Annotated in this window: 18 protein-coding genes; 6 read left to right on the top strand and 12 right to left on the bottom strand. The window is 65.5% G+C overall.

The annotated features are described in order from the left end of the window. Window positions 1-9 precede the first annotated feature (9 nt). Entirely contained in the window at window positions 10-642 is a 633-nt protein-coding gene (locus tag ACD584_RS01715; RefSeq protein ID WP_054088354.1) for a TetR/AcrR family transcriptional regulator, read from the bottom strand. Between the two features lie 230 nt (window positions 643-872). On the opposite strand from ACD584_RS01715, the gene ACD584_RS01710 reads away from it, so the two are divergent. Together ACD584_RS01710 and xopN are read left to right on the top strand one after the other, a co-directional pair. Then, on the top strand, window positions 873-1928 hold the full coding sequence (locus ACD584_RS01710; RefSeq protein WP_076037463.1) for an MBL fold metallo-hydrolase: 1056 nt from the start codon (window positions 873-875) through the stop codon (window positions 1926-1928). Window positions 1929-2339: 411 nt separating this feature from the next. Further along, window positions 2340-4499, top strand: coding sequence for a type III secretion system effector XopN (xopN, locus tag ACD584_RS01705; RefSeq protein ID WP_076037464.1), 2160 nt, complete (start codon window positions 2340-2342; stop codon window positions 4497-4499). Between the two features lie 111 nt (window positions 4500-4610). Here the strand turns inward: xopN and dcp are convergent, their stop codons facing one another. From dcp to arfB, 4 genes are all read right to left on the bottom strand, one after another. Next, complete coding sequence (gene dcp, locus ACD584_RS01700; protein WP_175611733.1) at window positions 4611-6779, bottom strand: peptidyl-dipeptidase Dcp; 2169 nt, start codon at window positions 6777-6779, stop codon at window positions 4611-4613. 226 nt (window positions 6780-7005) lie between these two features. Further along, complete coding sequence (locus tag ACD584_RS01695; RefSeq protein WP_175611734.1) at window positions 7006-8013, bottom strand: isoaspartyl peptidase/L-asparaginase family protein; 1008 nt, start codon at window positions 8011-8013, stop codon at window positions 7006-7008. A gap of 59 nt (window positions 8014-8072) precedes the next feature. Next, on the bottom strand, window positions 8073-8702 hold the full coding sequence (locus tag ACD584_RS01690; RefSeq protein WP_011035483.1) for a lysophosphatidylcholine acyltransferase: 630 nt from the start codon (window positions 8700-8702) through the stop codon (window positions 8073-8075). A 2-nt stretch (window positions 8703-8704) separates the two neighbouring features. Then, window positions 8705-9136, bottom strand: coding sequence for an alternative ribosome rescue aminoacyl-tRNA hydrolase ArfB (gene arfB, locus ACD584_RS01685; protein ID WP_011035482.1), 432 nt, complete (start codon window positions 9134-9136; stop codon window positions 8705-8707). A gap of 58 nt (window positions 9137-9194) precedes the next feature. On the opposite strand from arfB, the gene ACD584_RS01680 reads away from it, so the two are divergent. Continuing rightward, entirely contained in the window at window positions 9195-9770 is a 576-nt protein-coding gene (locus tag ACD584_RS01680) for a DUF2059 domain-containing protein (protein ID WP_172666286.1), read from the top strand. A gap of 1023 nt (window positions 9771-10793) precedes the next feature. On the opposite strand, the gene ACD584_RS01675 is transcribed toward ACD584_RS01680, so the two are convergent. From ACD584_RS01675 to ACD584_RS01665, 3 genes are read right to left on the bottom strand one after another with little or no spacing between them, the layout of a single operon-like run. After that, window positions 10794-11615 (bottom strand): pseudouridine synthase, encoded by an 822-nt coding sequence (locus ACD584_RS01675; protein ID WP_228438006.1) that lies wholly within the window; start codon window positions 11613-11615, stop codon window positions 10794-10796. 48 nt (window positions 11616-11663) lie between these two features. Beyond that, window positions 11664-13337 carry a ubiquinone biosynthesis regulatory protein kinase UbiB gene (gene ubiB, locus ACD584_RS01670; RefSeq protein WP_076037465.1) on the bottom strand — a complete coding sequence of 558 codons (1674 nt, stop codon included), beginning with the start codon at window positions 13335-13337 and terminating at the stop codon, window positions 11664-11666. After that, complete coding sequence (locus ACD584_RS01665) at window positions 13334-13978, bottom strand: SCP2 domain-containing protein (protein WP_076037466.1); 645 nt, start codon at window positions 13976-13978, stop codon at window positions 13334-13336. The genes ubiB and ACD584_RS01665 overlap by 4 nt, the downstream gene beginning before the upstream one ends. Before the next feature lie 173 nt (window positions 13979-14151). Here ACD584_RS01665 and ddlA point away from each other — a divergent pair, with 173 nt between their 5' ends. Together ddlA and ACD584_RS01655 are read left to right on the top strand one after the other, a co-directional pair. Continuing rightward, entirely contained in the window at window positions 14152-15258 is a 1107-nt protein-coding gene (gene ddlA, locus ACD584_RS01660; protein WP_076037467.1) for a D-alanine--D-alanine ligase, read from the top strand. Next, window positions 15255-15737 carry a GNAT family N-acetyltransferase gene (locus ACD584_RS01655; protein ID WP_076037468.1) on the top strand — a complete coding sequence of 161 codons (483 nt, stop codon included), beginning with the start codon at window positions 15255-15257 and terminating at the stop codon, window positions 15735-15737. The genes ddlA and ACD584_RS01655 overlap by 4 nt, the downstream gene beginning before the upstream one ends. A 102-nt stretch (window positions 15738-15839) precedes the next feature. Here ACD584_RS01655 and ACD584_RS01650 read toward each other — a convergent pair whose 3' ends face one another. The 3 genes from ACD584_RS01650 to oleC all read right to left on the bottom strand — a co-directional run bounded on the left by ACD584_RS01650 (window position 15840) and on the right by oleC (window position 18822). After that, window positions 15840-15998: a DUF1328 domain-containing protein gene (locus ACD584_RS01650; protein ID WP_003468167.1), complete on the bottom strand. Its 159-nt coding sequence runs from the start codon at window positions 15996-15998 to the stop codon at window positions 15840-15842. A gap of 64 nt (window positions 15999-16062) precedes the next feature. Beyond that, complete coding sequence (oleD, locus tag ACD584_RS01645; RefSeq protein WP_175611736.1) at window positions 16063-17073, bottom strand: 2-alkyl-3-oxoalkanoate reductase; 1011 nt, start codon at window positions 17071-17073, stop codon at window positions 16063-16065. Window positions 17074-17169: 96 nt separating this feature from the next. Next, complete coding sequence (gene oleC, locus ACD584_RS01640; protein ID WP_076037470.1) at window positions 17170-18822, bottom strand: olefin beta-lactone synthetase; 1653 nt, start codon at window positions 18820-18822, stop codon at window positions 17170-17172. Window positions 18823-19182: 360 nt separating this feature from the next. Between oleC and ACD584_RS01635 the strand changes: the two genes are divergently transcribed. Further along, window positions 19183-19566 carry a YkgJ family cysteine cluster protein gene (locus tag ACD584_RS01635; protein ID WP_011035473.1) on the top strand — a complete coding sequence of 128 codons (384 nt, stop codon included), beginning with the start codon at window positions 19183-19185 and terminating at the stop codon, window positions 19564-19566. A gap of 126 nt (window positions 19567-19692) precedes the next feature. Here ACD584_RS01635 and ACD584_RS01630 read toward each other — a convergent pair whose 3' ends face one another. After that, window positions 19693-20595 carry an alpha/beta fold hydrolase gene (locus ACD584_RS01630; RefSeq protein ID WP_070689354.1) on the bottom strand — a complete coding sequence of 301 codons (903 nt, stop codon included), beginning with the start codon at window positions 20593-20595 and terminating at the stop codon, window positions 19693-19695. Window positions 20596-20668 lie beyond the last annotated feature (73 nt).

Here is a 20668-nt window from a genome sequence, read left to right as displayed (position 1 = left end):
TGCGTGCACTCACTCGCGCCCGTACAGCCCCAAAAACATCGCCACTGCCGATTCGGCAACCTGGGTCTGTTGTTCCGGCGACAGCGGTGGCTGACCCATGGTGATCTGCGGCCAGAACGCGAAGCCTTTGATCAGCGCCTGCAACTGCTGCGAGGCGAAGTCCGCCTCCACGCCGGCCAGGCGGCCGTCGGCCAGTGCGGCGCGCAGCCAGGTGGTGGTGCCTTCTTCCTTGCTGCCCAGCTGCGATATCAGTTCGCGGGCACGCGCCGGCGAGTGGATGCCCTCGGCGAGGGCCACTCGCGACAGATCGATAAATGCCGGGTCGTCGAGCAGGCGCAGCTTCTGCTGCAGCAACGTTATCAACTGCGCGCGCAACGGCTGGTCGGGCCGGTAAGCCAGGTTCACCGCATCGGCGCTGCGCTGCCACAGCCCGCGCAGGATTTCGCCAAACAACGCGTCCTTGCTAGGGAAGTGGTTGTAGACGGTGCGTTTGGAAACGCCGGCAGTGGCCGCCACGCGGTCCATGCTGGTGGCTTCGAAACCGTGCTGACGGAACTCGGCAATGGCCGCCTCCACGATGGCGTGGCGCTTGCGGTCGGTCAGCCGCTGCAGCGCGGCTGGAGGGGGAGATGCGGTCGACATCTGCCGATTTTACACCGGACAGTTTACTTTTACGCAAATAAAACTACACTGTGTAGTGTAATGACGATGGTCGGCAACGTGACGCGCGATTGTCACGCGGGCGCAGCCGGCGCATAGGAACCTCAGCGTACGAACGGTACCTGCAGATCCTGAGCACCGAGCACAGCCCAGTCGTCTGTTGGCCGCTCGCATTCCTTATCGCTACTCCCACGTCTCGCTCGGACTTTCCTATGGCTCCCCCTCGCCCTTCCCCGTATGCCGCCTCGCCGCAGTTCCGCGGCGGCCGGTTTCGCAATGTGCTGCCGTTGCCGACTGTCACGCTGAGCCTGCGCGAGCAGATCGGCCTGCTGTGGACGGTCTTGTTCGCCAAACCCAGCACCACGGTGCCGTCCGCACCGTTGCCGGTGCAGCCGTTGACGCGCGCGCAGTTGCTTGCCGCGCCCGATCGGAGTTTGTATCGCCTGGGCCATTCCACCGTGCTGATGAAGCTGGCCGGCGGGTGGTGGCTGACCGACCCGGTGTTCTCCAAGCGCGCCTCGCCGGTGCCGTTCGCCGGGCCAAAGCGTTTCCACGCGCCGCCGATTGCACTGGAAGAGGTGCCACCGCTGGCCGGGGTGATCCTGTCGCACAACCATTACGACCATCTCGACCGCGCCACCATCCGCGCGCTGGCCGACCGCGTCGGCGTGTTTGTCGCACCGCTCGGTGTGGGCGATCTGCTGGTGCGCTGGGGCGTGGATCCGGCCAAGGTGCGCCAGCTGGATTGGTGGGAGTCCACCAGCGTCGATGGCGTGCAACTCACTGCCACCCCGTCGCAGCATTTTTCCGGACGCGGGTTGTTCGATAGCGGACGCGCGTTGTGGTGCTCGTGGGCGATCCAGGACCGCGACCTGCGCGTGTTCTTCAGCGGCGACGGCGGCTATGGCCCGCACTTCAAGAGCATCGGCGAACAACTCGGGCCGTTCGATGTTGCGCTGATCGAAAACGGCGCCTACGACCAGCAGTGGCCGCATGTGCACATGCAACCGGAGCAGAGCCTGCAGGCGTATCTGGACGTGGGCGGGCAGACGCTGCTGCCGATCCACAACGGCACCTTCGATCTGGCCATGCATGCGTGGCAGGAGCCGCTGGACCGCATCGTGGCACTGGCCGACAGCGCTGGCGTTGCGGTGGTCACGCCCTGCATGGGCGAGCGGGTGGATCTGCAGGCGCCGGCTAATCGCGTGCTTTGGTGGCGGCAGGATGCGGCATCACAGGCGTCGGATGGGTTGGTGGCGACACGGTAACTGGCCTGAGGCATGCCGATGCGTGCCATCACGTTTTGATGGCGCACCTCGCACGCGGATGCGGGCGTCACCCGCCGCCGCGTGACGCCTTCACCAACCCTGCCATGGGAAGCAGCGCACCCGACCTTGGCGCCCACACCTCCGGGGGATTCGGGTGCAGCGACGTCGGTTCCGCTATCCGGCAAAGATGTCCCCTGTAGAGTGGTTCAATCCCTGAGCAATGCGATCCGCAGTTTGATCTTTCATCGGCAACGGTTTCGTCGCGTGCTTGAACTCTGTGCTCTTTATCGAGCCATGGCGACCACGCCGCCCCTCGACAATGCGCCCAGCTCAGGGCTGCGAGGCGATCGCATTCCTCGGCACCGGCCATTGATCGATGCCGCCACTGCATCAAGCGCCAGGAGAAATCTGATGACACCTGCTGCATCCGCCAATCCGCTCAGTCGCACTGTGTCAGCGTCAAGTGCGAACATCCATGAGATCGAAAAAGAAACGTCCCCGGATACCCCGCCCAGCCGCTCGGATGCCCAGCCCGATGGCGCATTGACCATGCTATCCCGCGCCCCGAGCAAGCGCGGCAAGGAGACCGCAGACGCCACTGCGCACGCATCTCATACGGCTAGCCACCTGCACACGGTTGGTCTGCAGATTTCGCAGCCTGTAATGCCGTCGCATCCTGGCAAAGCGTCGCTGGTGCGACTCAAAGAGAAACTGGCTGCCGACAACCACCGTGCCGTCGAGCCGCGACTGGCCGCCGAATTGATCAACAAGGTCAGGCCGATGAAACTGCCGGACACCACCGGCGTGCAGAAACGCGCAGCGACACACACAGATTTGTTGAGCCGCATCCACGAAACGGATGCGATGGCTTGGTACAAGGCGCAGGGATTGAGCGAAGTCGAGGTTTCCGACTTGCGACGCACCGCGCTGTTGTCCGGCATGCCCAATCCCACCGGTAGTTTTCTAAACAATGCGATGCAGTTCATCGTTTCGCCGTGGATCAACTACGCAACCCGTCAGCCATGGGCAGGCGCAGGGTTCGGCTTTGCAACAGCGGCCATCGCCGCACCGATGAATGCGGTCCAGCAGTCGGCGGTGGTCAGTCTATGCGAATCCATCCGCGAGCATGGCGGTCACGTCATCGTGCCGGACAAGAATCAGATCAACGATAAGCATTGGCTACCGGACCTCGCGAAGGCACTGGAACGCCACATCGAAGAATTCAGTGGGTGCTGCGACAGGTTCCGAGAACTCAAGCACGCCGCAGACCAGCGACCAACGGCGGCGTCAGCTGAACAGCTTACCGAGGCCGCTGACCACTTGCTGCAAGCCGAAGCGCGCCTGCATCAGGCCCAGCACGACTTTGTCATGACCCAGGGCGCACACGACCGGCAATGGATGGGCAATCGCTGGCAGGCCGTCCCGCGCATCCTGCGTTCGCCATTGGCGGGCACGCTGGGCCTGCTCAGCAAAACCGGCGCAATGCGGGCGCTGTCGCCGACCGCGCAGACCGTCGGTGCCCTGTTGATGACAGCTGCGCAGCATGTGGCCGCCGGCTTCGACGAACAGGCAAAACAGGACTACAACAACAAGCTCAATCTGCTGTACGCCGATGTATTGACCGAGACAGGTAAATTGAAACTTGCACGTGGCGAGCCGGTTGCGGCAGAGGAGATCGATCAGACCAAACTGCGCAAACTGATCCAGTCGCCCACGCAGGCTCTGGTGAAACGCGTCATCAACGGACTGGTGTCGATGGAAAAAGCGCTCAACACGGAACTAGCCACGTCGCCCTCGCCGCAGGGGACGGCGGACGCCGACAACCTGGATCTGGAATCGGGCCACGGCACCGGCCCGGCGAAGGCGCTGAATTTGCTGCGCCAGGATCTGAAAGCCTTGCGCGAAGGCAAGTTGGACGAACTCCATCCAGACGGTGTCGCTGCAGCGGTGCTGCTCGGCGCCGAGAAGTCGGTGGTGTCGGAGCAACTGATCAACGATATCGCCAAGAAGTACACCTCGCGCGAGTTCTCCGCACAGACCGCCCAACGCATTGGCCAGATGTTCCATCTCGGCGTGCTGGGCAGCGCGGCATCCTCGGTGATCGGCAAGGCCAGCTCTGCGGCGCAGGGTGGAACGCGCAACGTGCCGACCGCACAGACCCTGGCGATCTCTGCCCTGTCCGGAACCATGGCTACGGTCGGCGCGCTGAATCAGCACACCGCCATCACCGTCAAGAACAATCGCCGCGAGGGCGACACCGACATCGGATTGAAGCAGCAAGTCTTACGTGGCGTGATGGGGGGGGCCATTGAAGCGCTGTCCCAGCGTCGGGCGACCACGGCGAGCCGAGCGATCAACGCGCTACTGCAAGGCAACGATGTGGAACAGCTGTTGGGTCAGGCCAAGGCGCTCACCCAACCGCCCGGTGCCACGTCCTCCGCAGCGCAGGGCGCGCCGTCGCTGACCCTGCCGCAGGCGGTGGAGCGGCTGCGTCCGGGAGCAGCGTCCACATCGCAGTCGCACGAAGTGATCGTGCAGATCGGGGACGATCAGGCGCCGCAACCGGCATGATGCGGCACCGACCGCGGCGCATCAAAAGCGACGCAACAAAAACGGGATGGCCGCAAGGCCATCCCGTTTCGATCATCGCCTGCATCCGCGTGCGTCGTGCACGCGGGTGTCTCACTCCGTCAAACCACGATTCTCCAGCAGCGCCTTGACGCTGGGATCCTTGCCGCGGAAGTCGCGGTACAGCGTGGCAAGGTCCACGGTGTTGCCGCGTGAGAGGATCTTGGCGCGGAAGATGTCGCCGTTCTTGCGGGTCAGGCCGCCGTTTTCCTTGAACCACTCGAATGCGTCGTCATCGAGCACTTCCGACCAGAAATAGGCGTAGTAGCCGGCCGAATAACCGCCGCCCCAGATGTGGTCGAAATAGGTGCTGCGATAGCGCGGCGGGACTTCGGCAAGATCGACCTTGAAGCGCTTCAAGGCATCGGCCTCGAACTTGCTCACGTCCTGCAGCGGTGCATCGGCCGGCTGGGTGTGCCAGGCCAGGTCGAGCAATGCCGCCGACAGGTACTCGGTGGTGGCGTAGCCGCTGTTGAAGGTCTTGGCCTTCTTGATCTTCTCCACCAGGGCATCGGGCATCGCCGCGCCGGTCTGGTAGTGCTTGGCGTAGTTGGCGAAGACCTTCGGGTCAGACGCCCAGTGCTCGTTGAACTGCGAGGGGAACTCGACAAAGTCACGCGAGGTGCTGGTGCCGGCGATCGAGGGGTACTTCACCTTGGAGAACATGCCATGCAGCGCGTGACCGAACTCATGGAACAAGGTGGTGACGTCATCAAAGCTCAGCAGCGCCGGCTGGCCCGCGGCGGGCTTGGTGAAGTTGCACACGTTGTAGACCACCGGCTTGGTGCCGGTCAGCCCGTCCTGCTCCACGAACACATCCATCCAGGCGCCGCCGGACTTGCTGTCGCGCTTGAAGTAGTCGGTGTAGAACAGCGCCATCGAGGTGCCGTCCGCATCGAACACTTCGTACACCTTCATGTCCGCGTGATAGGTCGGGATGTCGGTGCGCTGCTTGAAGGTGATGCCATACAGCTGCGTGGCTGCGTAGAAAACGCCGTTCTGCAGCACGTTGTCAAGCTCGAAATACGGCTTGATCTGCGACTCGTCAAGGTCGTACTTGGCCTTGCGCACCTGCTCGGCGTAGAAGTCCCAATCCGCCGCAGCCAGCTTGAAACCGCCCTGTTGTGCATCGATGACCTTCTGCATCTCGCCCACTTCGCGGCGCGCCTTGGCGGTCGCCGCCGGCACGGTGTCGGTCAACAGCTTGAGCGCGGCCTCCGGCGTCTTGGCCATCTGGTCGCCCAGGCTGTAGGCGGCGTAGCTGTCGAAGCCGAGCAGCTTGGCTTTTTGCGCGCGCAGCTGCGCCAGCCGCTGGATGGTCTGGCGGGTGTCGTTGGCGTCGCCCTGTTCGGCACGGGTTTGCGAGGCTTTCATCACCTGCGCGCGCAGGTCATGGTCCTTCAGCGAAGCCAGCACCGGCTGCTGGGTGGTGTTCTGCAGGGTCAGCAGATACTTGCCATCGAGCTTGCGCGCCTTGGCGGCATCGGCGGCGGCGGCGATGTCGCCCTCGCTCAAGCCATCGAGCTTGGCCTTGTCGTCGACCACCACGGCGGCAGCAGCCGAGGCAGCCACCAGCTTGGTATGGAACTGCGTGGAGAGCGTGGTCTCCTCCACGTTGAGCTTGCGCAAGGTGGTCTTGTCGGCGTCGGACAGCTGCGCACCGGCGCGCACCAGCTCTTCGTAATGGCGTTCGACCAGGCGCTTCTGTTCCGGCTCCAGGCTGAGCGTGTCGCGTTGGTCGTAGATCGCCTTGACGCGTGCGAACAGCTTGGGATCCAGATTGATCTCGTCCTGGTGCGCGGCCAACTTGGGCGCCACCTCTTCCTGGATTTTCTGGCGGGCGTCGCTGGTATCGGCCTGCACCAGGCCAAAGAAAATGCGCGAGACGCGGGTGAGCGTTTCGCCGCTGCGCTCCATCGCCTCGATGGTGTTGTCGAAGTTGGCCGGCTCGGGGTTGTCGGCAATCTTGCGCACGTCCGCCAGATGCTGGCGCATGCCTTCCTCGAACGCAGGCAGGTAATCGCTGTCCTGGATTTTGTCGAACGGCGGCGCCTGGAACGGCAGCGTGCTGGCGGTCAGCAGCGGGTTCGGCGCGGCATCCGGGGTCTGGGTGGTGGCGCTCTTCTCGGGCACGGTGGTGGACTCCTTACCGGACGAATCTTTTCCAGAACAAGCAGCCAGTGCCAGGGTGATGGCAGCGGCCAGAACGACGGTACGCGACATGGCGTGTAATTCCTGAGTGGGTAACAGCAGCCGGCCACGCTAGCGGGTTTCGTCGCGTGTGGCATGTGCCGTTGGATTGGATGGATGAACGCAGTGGGGCTGCGAGATCGCGTGCCGTCCGGGCGCCATCGCCTGGGCCGCCGCTGCGTCGTCATGCGCGCCGGATGCGGTGATGGGCTGGCATACGCCAGCCTTCGCAACGTGCTACTGGGCAAGCGCGGCAGCGTTACAGCGCCTCGTCCTTGAAGATCGCCACATGCGCAGTGCCATCGGCACCGATCCAGCCGCGGTACATGCCCTCGGTATTGAACGGAAATGCGGCATTGCCCTGCGCATCCAGCGCAATTGCGCCACCGTCGCCGCCGGCCTTGGGAATCTGCTGATCGATGACTGCCTCGGCCGCCTGTTGCAGCGATTGCCCGGCATATTTCATACGCGCGCAGATGTCGTAGGCGGCCACCGCACGTATATAGAACTCGCCCCAGCCGGTGCCGGACACCGCGCACTGGGTGTTGGCATAGGTACCGGCGCCGATGATGGGCGCATCGCCCACGCGGCCGTAGCGCTTGTTGGTCATGCCGCCGGTGGAGGTGCCGGCGGCCAGATGACCGTCGCGGTCCAGCGCCAACGCGCCCACGGTGCCGAAGTGCTTGGCGGTTTCCAGGTCGAGTGCGGCCTGCGCCTGGCGGTCGCCGGCTTCGGCCTTGCGCGCTTTTTGCAGCTGTTGCCAGCGTTTTTCGGTACGAAAATAGCTGGGATCGACCAACGCGATCCCCTGCTCGCGCGCGAACTGCTCGGCGCCGTCACCGACCAGCATCACATGCTTGGAGCGGTCCATGACACTGCGCGCCAACAGGATCGGGTTCTTGACCGTGTGCACGCCGGCAATCGCGCCGGCCTTGCCGCTGGCACCATCCATGATCGCGGCATCGAGTTCGTTCTTGCCATCGTGGGTGAACACCGCACCGCGCCCGGCGTTGAACTGCGGCGCATCCTCCAGCACGGTGATGGTGGCGGCCACCGCATCCACCGCGCTACCGCCGCGCGTCAACACCGCATGGCCAGCACGCAGCGCGCGCTGCATCGCCTCGCGTGCCTGCGCTTGTTCCTCCGGCGACAGGCTGGATTTCTCCACACCGGCGCCGCCGTGGATCACCAGCATGGGCGTGGCGGCCCACACCGGTCCGGCGGCCCACAGCAGCAACGACAGGCACAACACGCGGGCAGATGACATTGGCGTTCCTCGCAAGGCCTGTCCGGCGATCGCCACCACGCAAACAGGGGATGGTGGGCTCAGAGCGTATCGCGATGCTTGCCGCGCCATGGGCGGTACCAGGTGCGCACGGCGGCGATATCGGCGGCCATGTCGGTGCCGGTCCAGAACGGCTCGCCGATGCCCACGGTCTTGCTGGGGTAATCGAAATACACCGGCAGGATCGGCACCTTGGCATCGGAGGCGATCTTCCAGAACCCCGCCTTCCAGTTTTCGACGCGCTTGCGCGTGCCTTCCGGGGTGATCACGTACCACATCTGCTCGGAGTTGCGGATCAACCGCACCGCCTGGCCAATGGTGCCTTGCGGCGAGCTGCGGTCCAGCGGGATGGCGCCGAGCTTGCGCAGCAGCGGCCCCAGCGGCCACCAGAACAGCTGCGCCTTGCCCAGCACGCGCACATCGAAGCCGAGCGCGAACTTGGCCGCAAAGCCGAGAAAACCGTCCCAGTTGGAGGAGTGCGGGGCGACGATCATCACCAGCTTGGGCTCGTCGGGCAGCCGGCCGACCAGCCGCCAGCCGGTCAACCGCAGCGCGGTGCGGCCGAGCCAACGGCCGAAGCGGCCATGTGCACGCGGCATGCGTGGTGGTGAGGGTTGCAACAGGATGTTGGCCTGCGTTACCGGCGGCAACGACGGGTCAGTGTCACTCACGCTTACTCCCAGTGGGACGCAGAGCGTCCACGTTTGATCTGGCTACGCTCACGCTTGGCATCCAGCCGCCGTAGCTTGGCACCATGGCTCGGTTTGGTGGCCACGCGGCGCTTGGGCACCGACAGGCATGCATTGATGATCTCGGCCAGCCGCTCGCGCGCATCTTCGCGGTTGCGGTCCTGGGTGCGGAACCGCTGCGCATCGATCACCAGCACGCCGTCGGCGGTCATGCGGCGATCACGCCGCGACAGCAGACGCGCACGCAACGGTTCCGGTAGCGACGGCGAGCCGGCCACATCGAAGCGCAGTTCCACCGCCGTCGACACCTTGTTGACGTTCTGCCCACCGGCGCCGCTCGCGCGCACGAAGCGCTCGACGATCTCGCCGGGCGGGATCGCCAGGTTGGGGGTGATCTGGATGGGTTCACTGGCCATGCGCCGGATTGTATCGGGACGGGCGTGGACGCGCGCGCGAACGCCGGCGTCATCCCGTATGCTGCGGCCGGTCCCCCGACTGCAGGATGCTCCGATGACACCCACCGCTTTCATTTCGGCCCGCCGCCATGCCCGTCGCCTGTTGGTGCTGCTGGTGCTGGCACTTGCCGCGCCGGTGGCCTGGGCCCAGGCGCCCAGCGATGCCGACGTCAACCGGCTGCTGGCCGCTTCGCGCGCACAGACCATGCTCGACACCATGCTGCCGCAGATCGAAGCGATGCAGCAGCAGCAGTTCGCCCAGCTCACCGCGCAGCGCCAGCTCGATGCCGACCAGCAGGCGCAGCTGCAGCGCATCCAGGACCGCACCCGCCAGACCGTGCGCAAGGCGCTGTCGTGGTCGGAGCTGCGCCCGATGTACGTGGACCTGTACAAGCGCTCGTTCTCGCGCGAGGACGTGATTGCCATGGCCGAGTTCTACGAGAGCTCGGCCGGCCAGAGCCTGCTGGACAAGACCCCGGCACTGACCCAGAACCTGATGGGCGCCATCCAGCAGAAGATGCTGCCGCTGTTTACGGATCTGCAGAAGGATCTGGAGAAGATCGTCAATGAGCCGGCGGCGGCGCAGAAGCCCTGAAGAACTGGGATTGGGGAATTGGGATTGGGGATTCGTAACAGCGTGATCGCTGCGGCGAATGCGGATGCGGATGCCAGGTCGATCGTGTTGACGATTCCGCGGTGCCCCAGCTTTCCTTTAGTGGGAGAAGTCTGCTCCATCTCCTCTCCACCGGGGAGAGGGAGTTGGGTTGAAGGCGGTAAGCGGCGAAGCAGCACGTGTATCCAAACTTCACCAGGCTTTGCTCGCACCCTCATCCGCCCCTACGGGGCACCTTCTCCCGAGGGGAGAAGGAACAGTCAAGCCTCTCTCCGCCGGGAGAGGGAGTTGGGGTGAAGGCGGTAAGCGGCGAGCAGCACGTGCATCCAAGCTCCACCAGGCTTCGCTCGCACCCTCATCCGCCCCTACGGGGCACCTTCTCCCGAGGGCAGAAGGAACAGTCAAGCCCCTCTCCGCCGGGAGAGGGAGTTGGGGTGAAGGCGGTAAGCGGCGAAGCAGCACGTGCATCCAAACTCCGCCAGGCTTCGCTCGCGCCCTCATCCGCCCCCGGGGCACCTTCTCCCGAGGGGAAAAGGAACAGTCAAGCCCCTCTCCGCCGGGAGAGGGAGTTGGGGTGAAGGCGGTAAGCGGCGAAGCAGCACGTGCATCCAAACTCCACCAGGCTTCGCTCGCACCCTCATCCGCCCCTACGGGGCACCTTCTCCCGAGGGGGAGAAGCAACAGTCAAGCCCCTCTCCCGTCGGGCTCGCGCCCTCATCCGCCCCCGGGGCACCTTCTCCCGAGGGGAAAAGGAACAGTCAAGCCCCTCTCCGCCGGGAGAGGGAGTTGGGGTGAAGGCGGTAAGCGGCGAAGCAGCACGTGCATCCAAACTCCACCAGGCTTCGCTCGCACCCTCATCCGCCCCTACGGGGCACCTTCTCCCGAGGGGGAGAAGCAACAGTCAAGCCCCTCTCCCGTCGGGAGAGGGGTTGGGGTGAGGGTACGGCCGCCTAGAGACGTTGCCGTTCGACGTTGAGGCACGGACAGATCAATGACCACGCCGCATCACTGCACGTGTGTCGTGCCTTGCAACCCCGCCACGTCCCACCCGAACAACGCACACGCTTTCGCAAACTCCACATCCAGCGGCGCCACCACGCTGATGCGACTGCCATCGGCAGGATGCGGGAAGCCCAGGCGTTCGGCGTGCAACAACATGCGGTGGATGCCGAGCATGCGGAAGCTGCGGTTGTGGCGGCCATCGCCATGGCTGGTGTCGCCGATCATGTGATGCGACAGGTGCTTGAGATGCCGGCGGATCTGGCGAAACCGCCCGGTCTGCGGCTGGCAACGCAGCAAGGCATAACGCGAGGTGGCAAAGCCGGTGGACGGGATCTCCAGCTCGCCGGTGGCCAGGCGCTGGAAGTGGGTCACCGCCGGCTTCTTGATCGGTTTGCCCGGGCCGCCGTCCAGGTCGTGATCGACGATGAGTTGCTCCTCGGCGGGCCAGCCGCGGCAGATGGCCAGATAATCCTTCTCTACCTCGCCGGCCATCAAGGCCTTGCCTAGCGCGCTGGCGGTGTCGCGATCGAAGGCCAGCAACAGGCAGCCGCTGGTGGCGCGGTCGAGCCGGTGCACCAGAAAGATCGGGCGGCCCAGCTGCACGCGCAGGCGGTCCGCAAGAAAATCGTCCTCCCCGCGCGCCAGCTTGCTGTCGTGGACCATCAGGCCGGCGGGTTTGTCGACAACGGCCAGGACGGCGTCCTGGTAGAGAATCTGCAATGGATCAGGGGATGTGCTCACCGGCGGATTATCCGCATCGCCGACCCCGCATGCCACTGCGTTGCCGCGCCACGAATCGAGGGCCGCGCTGGGGCTCCGCTGCAGGCACTGCCTAAATGCAGCCGAATGCAGCGGGCCACCTATCGCAATGTGTCAGCGGCGCAGCCAGGCGATCAGCAAGGCTGCCGAGCCGGCGCCGCCGCTGATCCAGCTCCACACCGGCACCGTGCCCAGATACCAGCCGTTCGGATGCAGGCCATACAACACGGCGGCGACCACCAGCAGCCCGCTGCCGGTGATGGCGGTGACCACGCGGGTCTGCAGCTTGCGTAGGCTCAGGTCCAGCGCACGCAATTCGCTCGAGCGGATGTCCAGCTGGTGCCGGCCTTCCACCTGCTGCTTCAACCAGCTATGCACCAGGCGCGGCATGTCCGGCGCGTGGGTCATGATCTCCGGCAGGCGCTTGCGCAGCTCGCCCAGCACGCGGCGCGGGCTGTAACGCTCGCGCAGGATGCGTTCGAGCACCGGCCGCGCCACGGCCCAGATGTCGAGTTTGGGATCGAGCTGGCGTCCCACGCCTTCGATGTTGAGCAGCGTCTTCTGCAGCAGGATCAGCTGCGGTTGCAGCGTCAATTCATAGCGCTGCGCCACGCGGAACAACTTGATCAATACCTCGGCCAGCGAGATCTCCGACAACGGCCGGGTGAAGTACGGCTCGCACACCGAGCGCGCAGCCGCTTCCAGCTCGTCGATACGCACGTTGGACGGCATCCAGCCCGCCTCCACGTGCAGCTCGGCCATGCGGCGGTAATCCTTGTGGAAGATCGCCATGAAGTTCTCGGCCAGGTAGTACTGATCTTCTTGCGAGAGCTGGCCCATGATGCCGAAATCCAGCGCAATGAAGCGCGGATTGAGGCGCCGCTCCGGGTCCGAATCGACCCAGATGTTGCCGGCGTGCGCATCGGCGTGGAAGAAGTTGTCGCGGAAGACCTGCGTGTAGAACACGCGCACGCCCTTGGCGGCCAGCGCCTTGCGGTCGATGCCGGCGGCGTCGAGCTTGGCCACGTCATCGGACGGGATGCCGTACACGCGCTCCAGCGTGAGCGCGCGCTCGGCGGTGTGCGACCAGATCACCTCCGGCACGTACAGATCGTCCGAGCCTTCCCAGAACCGCCGCAATACACTGGCGTTGGCGCCTTCGCGCTGCAGATCCAGTTCGGCCGACAACGTGCCTTCGATCTCGGCCACCATTTCGCGCGGGCGGATCTTGTCGGCGCGCGGATGGGTGCGCTCGACCAGCGTGGCCAGCGAATGCAGCAGCGCGATGTCGGCGTCGATCTGGCGCTCGATGTCCGGGCGCAGCACCTTGACCACCACTTCGCGGCGCAGGCCATTGGCATCGGGCGGCAAGGTGGCCGCGTGCACCTGCGCGATCGAGGCCGAGGCCAGCGGCGTGGTGTCGAAAGCGGCAAACGCCACGCTCACCGGCAGGCCCAGCGCGCGCTCCACGATCAGGCGCGCGGCCTCGCCGTCGAACGGCTTGACCCGGTCCTGCAGCAAGGTGAGTTCTTCGGCCACGTCCGGCGGAATCAGGTCGCGGCGGGTGGACAAAATCTGCCCGAACTTGACGAAGATCGGGCCCAGTTCCTGCAGCGCCAGCCGCAGCCGCGCACCGCGCGATTGCGCAGCGATTTCGGCACTGGCACGCGGCACGAACGGCTTGGCCAGGCGCAACCAGCGCTCGGCCGGGGTGCCTTCCAGCAATGCGTCCAGCCGATAGCGCAGGATCACCCGGCCAATGCGGCTTGCCCGCAGGATCGCCTTCATGGCGTGCCTCCAGCCGCAGACAGGCGGTTGATGCGTGCAGCCAGGCGTTCAACAGCGTCGCGCAGCTCATCCACGTCGTCGTGGAAGGCCTCAAGTTCGGCGCGCGGCACCACGTTGCGCGATTCCTCGGTAACGAATTCGGCTGCGCTCTGCGCCAGGTCGGTCGCGCTGCGGCGGGCCTGCTGCAAGGCGCTGCGCACGGCGCTGGCGATCTGCACGCCCAGGATCTCGCCGAACACCGCCACGAACGGCAGCTGCCAGTCCGGATCGAAACGCCCGGCCAGTTGTTGCAGCTGGCGCGCCAGCTCGGCATCGCCGGAGACCTTGAGCCGGCCGGCCGGCGCCCCGCTGCGGCGGGCATTGGCCAGAAACGGCAGCTGCCCGAGCAAGCCGGCCAGGCTGCTGCGCACCGCCAGATCCGGCTCCTGGGTGGCATCCACCGGGCCCACCAGCAGCCGCCGCTCGTGCACGCGGATCTGCAGCGCCAGCGCGGGCGCCTCCAGGGTCAGTGCGATGCGCTGGCCTTCCAGCGGCAGCAGGGCGTCGCGGGTATCCGGGTCCAGCGCCAGCGCGCGGTTGAGCGCGGCCTGCAGGGCCTGGCCGGCGAGCGGCTTGAGTGAGTTGAAGAGTGATCCGGGCATGGGCGCATTCTACCGTCCCTGCATGTCGCAACCGCTTGACGGGCGCGGGCCGGGCCATTGCGTCGGCGGGCCGGCGCGTGTGGCACGGCTCGGGCAGGCACCCGGCGCTTCCGTTCGGCACCGCGCCAGCGGCATCCTGTGCTCCTTCCGTGCAGCAATGACAGGAGCAGGCGATGGGCAGGATTCGGGTCGGACTCATCTTTGGCGGCAAGTCGGCCGAGCACGAGGTCTCGCTGCAATCGGCGCGCAACATCCTGCAGGCGCTGGATCCGCAGCGGTTCGAGCCGGTGCTGATCGGCATCGACAAACAGGGCCAGTGGCACCTCAGCGCGCCGGAGAGTTTTCTGCTCGATGCCGACGACCCCAGCCGCATTGCGCTGCGCCACAGCGGCCGCGGGCTGGCCGTGCTGCCCGGTGCCGCCAGTGCGCAGCTGCGCGCGGTGGATGCCGAACAGGCGTTGGCGCAGATCGATGTGGTGTTCCCGATCGTGCACGGCACGCTGGGCGAAGACGGCTCGCTGCAGGGGCTGCTGCGCATGGCCAACCTGCCGTTCGTCGGTTCCGGCGTGCTGGGGTCGGCCGTGGCGATGGACAAGGACATGACCAAGCGGGTGCTGCGCGATGCCGGCCTGGAGGTGGCGCCGTTCGCATGCTTCACGCGCCACACCGCTGCGCAGGCCGACGCGCAAACGCTGATTGCCCGGTTCGGGCTGCCGTTGTTCGTCAAGCCGGCCAACCAGGGCTCGTCGGTCGGCATCAGCCAGGTCCGCAGCGCTGAGGAGTTCAGCGCGGCATTGGAGCTCGCGCTGCGCTACGACCACAAGGTGCTGGTGGAAGCGGCAATCGCCGGGCGCGAGATCGAATGCGCGGTGCTGGGCAATGCCACGCCGCAGGCCAGCGTGTGCGGCGAGGTGGTGGTGCACGACGCGTTCTATTCGTACCAGACCAAGTACATCCGCGACGATGGCGCAGCGACGGTGATTCCCGCCGACATCGACGCCCACACCCAGCACCGTATCCAGCAGTGCGCACTACAGGCCTATCAGGCGCTGGACTGCGCCGGCATGGCGCGCGTGGATGTATTTCTGTGCGCGGATGGGCGCATCGTCATCAACGAGGTCAACACCTTGCCCGGCTTCACCCGCATCAGCATGTATCCCAAGTTATGGGAGGCAAGCGGGCTGGACTATCGCAGCCTGATCACGCGCTTGATCGAGCTGGCACTGGAGCGGCATGCCGACGATGGGCGCCTGCACAGCAGCGTGGTCACGCACGCATGACCGCGGCACGGGTGCGCGCAGTGCATCCGCACGATCACACAGCACTGTTGGCACTCAACAACGCCGATGCCAGCGCCTTGTCGTGGCTCACACCTGATGCGCTCGCCAGCCTGTTGCAGCAGGCCTGGCACGCACGGGTGGCGGATCCGGCCGATGCCTTACTCATCGCGCTGGATCAGCACGCCACCTACGCCAATGCGAACTTCGCCTGGATGGCCGCACGCTTCGCGTGCTTTGTCTATGTGGACCGCATCGTGGTTGCCACGCACGCACGTCGACGCGGCTTGGCAACGCAGCTGTATGACGAACTCATCCGTGACGCGCGCACCGCAGGCCATAAGCGCCTGGTCTGCGAAGTCAATCTGTTGCCTGCCAATCCACCCTCGTTGGCACTGCACCGGCAATTGGGCTTTCAGCCCATCGGCGAGGCCGTATTGGAAAGCGGAAAACGCGTGCAATACCTGGAAAAAGCGCTGTAATTGGCGAATTCTGCGCGCCGCAAAAGCGCACGGCCCGCCTCCTTGCGGAAGCGGGCCGTGTGATCGTCAACCGGCAGCGCCGCTGCCGTGACGTGCCGCGGACTAGACCTTGCCGCGACGGAACATCGAGATCACGGCCAGGATCAGGAACACCACGAACAGGATCCAGGCGATGTTGGTCGCCGCACCGGCGATACCGCTGAAGCCCAGCACGGCGGCAATGATGGCGATGACGAAAAAGATGATGGCGTAATGCAGCATGGCAATGTGTCCAGAAGTTGTCGTGCCGAATCGGCGCAGACGTATCTTGTGGATGTGCCAGTCTTTATCGAGTGATGGAGATGTCGCGGGAAGATGAGGATCGCAGCCGTTGCAGGCCCTCTTCGATGCTGATCTGCGGCACATAGCCGAAGTCGCGTCGCGCCGGTTCCATGCTGTACCAGTGCGGCGTGCACAGCTGCTCGACCAGAAACCGCGTCAGCGGCACTTCGCCTGGCAGACGCAACAGTGGCCACAATGTTTCGCACACCGCACCGATGCGGTACGCCGTCTTGAACGACAGCGAGCGCGTCACCGCCGGTGCATCCACCGCCGCCAGCAAACGGTTGAGCAGCTCGCGCATCGGCAACGGTTCGCCGTTGGAGATGAAGTACGCCTTGCCTGCACACGCAGCGCCCGGCGCCAGATGCGCGAACGCATCGAAGTGCGCCTGCGCCGCATTGTCGATGTAGGTGCTGTCCACCAGGTTGCTGCCATCGCCCACCATCCGCAGCCGCCCGGCGTGCGCACGTGCCGCCAGACGCGGCAGCAGGTGGTTGTCACCCGGCCCCCAGATCAAGCGCGGGCGCAACGCAACGGTGGCCAGCTGTGCATCGTTGGCTGCCAGCACCGCGCGTTCGGCAATTGCCTTGGTCGCCGCATACGGCGCCCGCAGGTCTTCGCCATACGGTACTTCGTCCGCACCCAAGCCTTCCACCGGATTGGTGGCGCGATGGGTCACACTGGGCGTGGAGGTGTAGATCAAGCGCGGCACGCCATTGGCACGGCACGCATCAAGCACGTTCTGCGTGCCCACCACGTTGGCCTGGTGATAGCTGTCGTAGCTGCCCCACGCCCCGGCCTTGGCCGCGTTGTGGAACACCGCATCGATGCCGGCAAGTGCATGCCGCACCGCCTGCGGGTCAGCCAGATCGCCACGGATCTGGCCCACACCCAAGGTGTGCAGCACCGGGTAGTCACCACGCTGAAAGCTCACCACCTCGTGTCCACGCGCCACCAATCCACGGCACAGCGCCTGCCCAAGAAAGCCGCCACCACCCGTTACCAGAATCTTCATCACATCACACCGATTGCAGAAGGAAACACACGACAGCGGCAGACACTTGCGCTGGCGATACGCCTGCGCCTGACAGCATCGCCCTGCTGCCTGCACTTACACACGTTGTTGCGCCGCCCAGATCGCAAGCTTTTCGCGGCCGATCTTGGCGTTGTGGCGGATATCCACCGGAAAGCCGGAATGACGCAGAAAACGCGCAATTCCTGCGGTGTGCGGGTGCGCAGCGCCAAATGCGCGCAGTGCGGTTTCCACCTCGGCAAAGGCCGATGCCGCAACGCCGGGCTGCAACTCCACGCACAGCACCGGTTGCTGCTGACCGGGCGTGCCGACACCCACCAACGCGGTGCGCCGCACCTGCGGATGCACGTTGAAGATCGGCTCTACCTGTTCGGTGTAGAGCGGGCCGGTGGCGGTTTCCACGCGGTGGGTCTTGCGGCCGCAGAACCACAAACGCCCCTCGGCATCGAAATAGCCAACGTCGCCCATGCGGTGCACAACGCGCTCGCTGCCATCGCTGCAGCGCTCGCGAATCTTGGCGTTGCGCGTGGCCGCATCGCGGTTGAAGTAGGTGTCGGTAGTGGTGGGGCCCGCCGCGGTGATCTCGCCCACCTCGCCCGCTGCCAGCACGCGCACGCCGCTCCACTCGGGAATCGCCGCGTCGTCGATGGCGATGATGCGCACCTCGTTGGGTGCAACCACCTGGCCGACGCAGGTGCCGGCACCGGCCTCGGTGGCCGTGCGCGTGGCATCCAGGGTGCGGCCTTCGATCGCTGCCACCGGCAGGCATTCGGTGGCGCCATACGGCGTCCAGAACTGCGCATCGGCCGGCAGCAACGCGCGGATCTTGGCCACCACATCCGGCGGCACCGGTGCGCCGGCCGAGGTGGCCAGGCGCACGTTCGGCAATGGCTGGCCGTAATCAGCCAACACGCGCATCAATGCCGGCGAGCCGAACAGCTGCGTCACACCAAAGCGCGTCATCGCATCGTGCAGCTTGCGCGGATCGGCGGTGGCCGGACGGGTTGGGTCCATGTCCGGGATCACCGAGGTCAGGCCCAACGCGGGATCGAACAGCGCGAATGGTGGAAAGGTCGGCAGGTCCACACCGCCCGGCTGCATGTCGAACGCTTTGCGCAGCAGCTCGATCTGACCGACAAAATGCCGGTGCCGATACACCACGCCCTTGGGCACGCCAGTCGAGCCACTGGTGAACAGGATCGCCGCCACGTCATCGGCCGCGGTATCGGCCAGCTGGCTGCCGGCACCGGCGCCATCGCGCTCCACGCGTGCCAGCGTCACCCCACCCCAGCCATAGCGGCCGCCCACGGTGACGATCTGCGTGGCCGACCGTGCCCAGCGCAACAAGCGCCGCGCCAGCTGCGCGAGCGGAATGCCGATGAAGGCCTGCGGCTGCGCTTCGTCCAGGCATTGCTTGAGTGCGCGCTTGTCGATGCCCGGATCCACCAGCACCGGCACCGCACCGGCCTTGAACAAGGCGAACATCAGCAAGAAGAACTCCGGCGACGGCCGCACCATCACCACTGCACGCACGCCACGACCGATGCCGTGCAAGGCCAGACCGGCAGCAATCGCATCGCTGCGCGCATCCAGCTCGGCATAGCTCAGGGTGACATCGTAGGCGGCCATTCCATTGGCACCGCGTGCGCCCGGGCAGCGGATGGCGACCTGATCGGGGCGCTCGCGCGCCAGTCGCGGCAGCGAGGCGGCGATATTGCAGAGAGTTGTCATGCGTCCATTATCACCCATGCGTGCCTATGGCACCGGTCGCTTGCGCTTGCAACATTCGGTCGCATGCATTGGCTGGCTCGCAATGCTGCAGACAGGCCACTCGCTGCGTGCCTGCATGCACAGCTGCAAGCGCGATGCGTCAGCACGCTGGAAACATCGACTGGAACAGTGCGCGTAATCGCCAGCAAACCTCGCACGCTACCGGGCGTTTTCTGGCAAGTGCGGTGATCCGCCGGCCACCAGCAACCGCCACCCGCATGAACCGCTAACCGGCCTGCACGCGTGCCCCTTGTATCGCGCCGTGATTCGGTCAGAATGCCGCGCTCTCCACGCTATTTCGCCGCGCAAGGCCCGGCATCCATGGCACACCCCTGCCTTACCTGCGGCGCCTGCTGCGCCTACTTCCGCGTCAGTTTCCACTGGAGCGAAGCCGATCCCGCGCTGGGCGGCAGGGTGCCGATTGCGTTGACGGATGCACTGCGTACGCACGAACGGGTGATGCGTGGCACCTCGCAAGCGCAGCCACGCTGCATTGCGCTGGACGCAGACATCGGCCGCTACAGCCGTTGCAGCATCCACGACCGCCGCCCGTCATCGTGTGCCGCGGTGCCGGCATCGCTGGAGTTCGGCGAGCGCAGCACGCAATGCGACAAGTCGCGGCTGGCACATGGCCTGCACGCGCTCACTGAAGCCGACTGGGTTGGCGTGGACGACGCGCAACGCAACCCGCTGCCTACGCTGTAAGGCCTGGCCACAGCAGCGCATACGGCGCAGCCGCAGTGCGATCCAATCCGGACCTGCGCGATGCACGCATTACCCGGTGCATCCACTTCGCACACGGCGCGCGCACGCACGGATGCGAAACTTGTCCTACAGCGGGTTGCGCTCCAGGAACGCGCGGATTGCCGGCACCAGCACCTCGTGCTTGTCTTCGAGCACGTAGTGGTTGGCATCCTCGAACGCCATCACCTCGGCCTGCGGCAGCGCGCGGCGGAAACCGGCCAGAAAGTGCTTGTCGAAACAGATGTCGCGCAGGCCCCAGGCGATGAAGGCCGGGCGGTCGGCAAACGACGGCAACGCCTGCGCCGAGCGCTCCAGCAGCGACCAGGCCTGATCGGCCGGCGACAGCGGGATGTCCTGCATGAAGCGGATCGTGGAAATGCGGTTCTTCCAGTTGTCGTACGGGGCGACATAGGCACGGCGCACAGCCGCCGGCATCCGCCGCGACACGCCCAGCCAGGAGGCGCCTGAGGAAAACGCATTGAAGGTGCGGATGAACCACTCGCCCAACCGCCAATGCCGGCCCATCGCGATCTGCCATGGCATCGGCTTTTCCGGCGGTAGCGGGAATGCGGCGGTGTTGGTGATCACCAGGCGCTTAACCTGCGCGTGGTGCGAAAGCGCCCAGCCAAAACCGATCATGCCGCCCCAATCGTGCACCGCCAGCGTGATCGGCCCGGTGATGCCCAGGTGCTGCAGCAGGCGGTCCAGATCGTCCACGCGCGATTGCAACGTGTAGTCGTAACGCGGCTGCGCGTCGGGCGCATCGTCGGGCTTGTCGGACAGGCCCATGCCGATGTGGTCGGGCACGATGCAGCGGTAGCGATCAGACAGACCGCTCACCAGATGCCGCCACAGATAGCTCCACGACGGATTGCCGTGCAGCATGACCACCACCTCGCCATTGCGCGGACCTTCGTCCAGATACGACATCGCAATGCCGGGTCGCATATCCAGGCGCTTGGGGGTGAAGGAATAGCCGGGGTAGGTCATGAAGAACGTATCCAATTCGGTTCAAGTGATTCTGCGCGGCACAGGTACCGGCTGGGACGCATGGAGAGATGCC

Source organism: Xanthomonas sp. NCPPB 2922 (assembly GCF_041520885.1).
Classification (GTDB): domain Bacteria; phylum Pseudomonadota; class Gammaproteobacteria; order Xanthomonadales; family Xanthomonadaceae; genus Xanthomonas; species Xanthomonas campestris.
Note: the sequence above shows the minus strand (reverse complement) of the source record. Positions and strands in the feature narration are given on the sequence as shown.

Bases quoted from the DNA above. Each gene is read 5' to 3' on its own strand.
- ACD584_RS01715 (WP_054088354.1), bottom strand. From the start codon at position 642: ATGTCGACCGCATCTCCCCCTCCAGCCGCGCTGCAGCGGCTGACCGAC.
- ACD584_RS01710 (WP_076037463.1), top strand. From the start codon at position 873: ATGGCTCCCCCTCGCCCTTCCCCGTATGCCGCCTCGCCGCAGTTCCGC.
- xopN (WP_076037464.1), top strand. From the start codon at position 2,340: ATGACACCTGCTGCATCCGCCAATCCGCTCAGTCGCACTGTGTCAGCG.
- dcp (WP_175611733.1), bottom strand. From the start codon at position 6,779: ATGTCGCGTACCGTCGTTCTGGCCGCTGCCATCACCCTGGCACTGGCT.
- ACD584_RS01695 (WP_175611734.1), bottom strand. From the start codon at position 8,013: ATGTCATCTGCCCGCGTGTTGTGCCTGTCGTTGCTGCTGTGGGCCGCC.
- arfB (WP_011035482.1), bottom strand. From the start codon at position 9,136: ATGGCCAGTGAACCCATCCAGATCACCCCCAACCTGGCGATCCCGCCC.
- ACD584_RS01680 (WP_172666286.1), top strand. From the start codon at position 9,195: ATGCTGCGGCCGGTCCCCCGACTGCAGGATGCTCCGATGACACCCACC.
- ubiB (WP_076037465.1), bottom strand. From the start codon at position 13,337: ATGAAGGCGATCCTGCGGGCAAGCCGCATTGGCCGGGTGATCCTGCGC.
- ACD584_RS01665 (WP_076037466.1), bottom strand. From the start codon at position 13,978: ATGCCCGGATCACTCTTCAACTCACTCAAGCCGCTCGCCGGCCAGGCC.
- ddlA (WP_076037467.1), top strand. From the start codon at position 14,152: ATGGGCAGGATTCGGGTCGGACTCATCTTTGGCGGCAAGTCGGCCGAG.
- ACD584_RS01655 (WP_076037468.1), top strand. From the start codon at position 15,255: ATGACCGCGGCACGGGTGCGCGCAGTGCATCCGCACGATCACACAGCA.
- ACD584_RS01650 (WP_003468167.1), bottom strand. From the start codon at position 15,998: ATGCTGCATTACGCCATCATCTTTTTCGTCATCGCCATCATTGCCGCC.
- oleD (WP_175611736.1), bottom strand. From the start codon at position 17,073: ATGAAGATTCTGGTAACGGGTGGTGGCGGCTTTCTTGGGCAGGCGCTG.
- oleC (WP_076037470.1), bottom strand. From the start codon at position 18,822: ATGACAACTCTCTGCAATATCGCCGCCTCGCTGCCGCGACTGGCGCGC.
- ACD584_RS01635 (WP_011035473.1), top strand. From the start codon at position 19,183: ATGGCACACCCCTGCCTTACCTGCGGCGCCTGCTGCGCCTACTTCCGC.
- ACD584_RS01630 (WP_070689354.1), bottom strand. From the start codon at position 20,595: ATGACCTACCCCGGCTATTCCTTCACCCCCAAGCGCCTGGATATGCGA.